Genomic DNA, 673 nt, shown 5'->3' on the forward strand with positions numbered 1-673 from the left:
CCAGACGGCTGCTTTACCCCCCAAACCCCAGACGGCTGCTTTACCCCCCAAACCCTCAACGGATACGGCTAAAGCTGTTGAAGTGACTGGCGTGATTAGGATCGGGAATACTCCCCAGGCAATCGTCATTGCCCCCGAAGATGCGACCAGTCGCTATGTAAGAGTTGGTCAGCGAATTTCCAATGGCAGGGTTTTGGTGAAACGAATTGAAATGCAAGATGGCTCAGAACCTGTCGTGATTCTGGAAGAAAACGGTGTGGAAGTGGCCAGATCGGTGGGTGAAAAACCAGCTCAAGCGACCAGGCCCGCCGAATAAATTCTGCCGGATGCGATCAATCTTCCTCAGAAGAATGAATTAAACCTTGTCCAGGTTCAAAACTGGAGTTTCTCTTCATGGAGAGGTTCCTCTTTTTTCAGCTGGACCTGGCTGCGATCGATGGTGCGATCGATTTCTTGAAGGGCACTTTAAATCTGATGGATCTCAACCTGAATCAACTTCTGGGGAGCAATAAGAATGGCCGCAAGAGCATTCCAATTCACTGTAATTTTAGCTGTGGCTTGTATCCCTTTAACCCTTGCACAGGGAGTAAAGGCATTCCCTGGGGAACCTGACTTCTTTTGTTATGAACGCAAACCCTATGACCGGGTGATTAACCTGAATAGCCTCTGTAAG

Annotated in this window: 1 protein-coding gene; it reads left to right on the forward strand. The window is 48.9% G+C overall.

What is annotated here, in order from left to right; all coding sequences use genetic code 11:
• A partial coding sequence (locus ACUVQO_RS16020; RefSeq protein WP_445926851.1) for a hypothetical protein occupies positions 1-316 on the forward strand: 316 nt, incomplete at its 5' end.
• Between the last annotated feature and the right edge of the window lie 357 nt (positions 317-673).

Source organism: Leptodesmis sp., from assembly GCF_052746595.1.